Raw genomic sequence first — 641 nt, forward strand, 5'->3', positions numbered from 1 at the left:
GACATGCTCAACCAGGTGGATGTCACCATCCAGATCGCCGGTACCACCTGCGACTACGAAACCCTCACCCTGCACCAATCCATGCACGGCCACCACCACTTCGAAGTGCTGGTCAACTACAAACCCAACAAGCCCAGTCTCTGGAGCACCACCCCCGAAACCGTATTTGAACAACTCGGCGAGACCCTCGACATACGCATGGAGCACAAAGAAAGCGGCGAACTCACCGAATTCTCCGGCCTCATAACCGACATCGAAGTCGGCGGCAAAGACGGCGACCAGGGCTACGCCCTGATCATCGGCGGCAGTCCCACCCTGCTGCTCGACCGCGGACCCTCCATGGCCGCCTACGTCGATTACACCATCGGTAACCTCGTGAGCGAAGAAATCGAAAACTCCGGCCTTCGCATCGAGCTCGAAAGCAAACCCATCTTCGAAGGCATCCTGCCCTACGCCGCCAAGTACAAAGAAACCACCTGGAAATTCTTGTCCCGCATGGCCGCCCTCTGTGGCGAGTGGTTTTACTACGACGGACAAAAACTCATCCTCGGCAACCCCAAGCGCGAAGACACCACCCGCGCCGCCTTCGATCTCGAACTGCAACAACTGCGCATCCGCAGCAAACTCGAGCAACTGAATAC

Annotated in this window: 1 protein-coding gene; it reads left to right on the top strand. The window is 57.7% G+C overall.

Annotation, left to right across the window (positions count from 1 at the left end; genetic code table 11):
• Positions 1–641: contractile injection system protein, VgrG/Pvc8 family (locus tag B4W65_RS17115; protein ID WP_205741329.1), on the top strand; the 641-nt coding region annotated here is incomplete at both ends.

Origin of the sequence: Geofilum rhodophaeum (assembly GCF_002210225.1) — a bacterium.
Lineage (GTDB): Bacteria > Bacteroidota > Bacteroidia > Bacteroidales > Marinilabiliaceae > Geofilum > Geofilum rhodophaeum.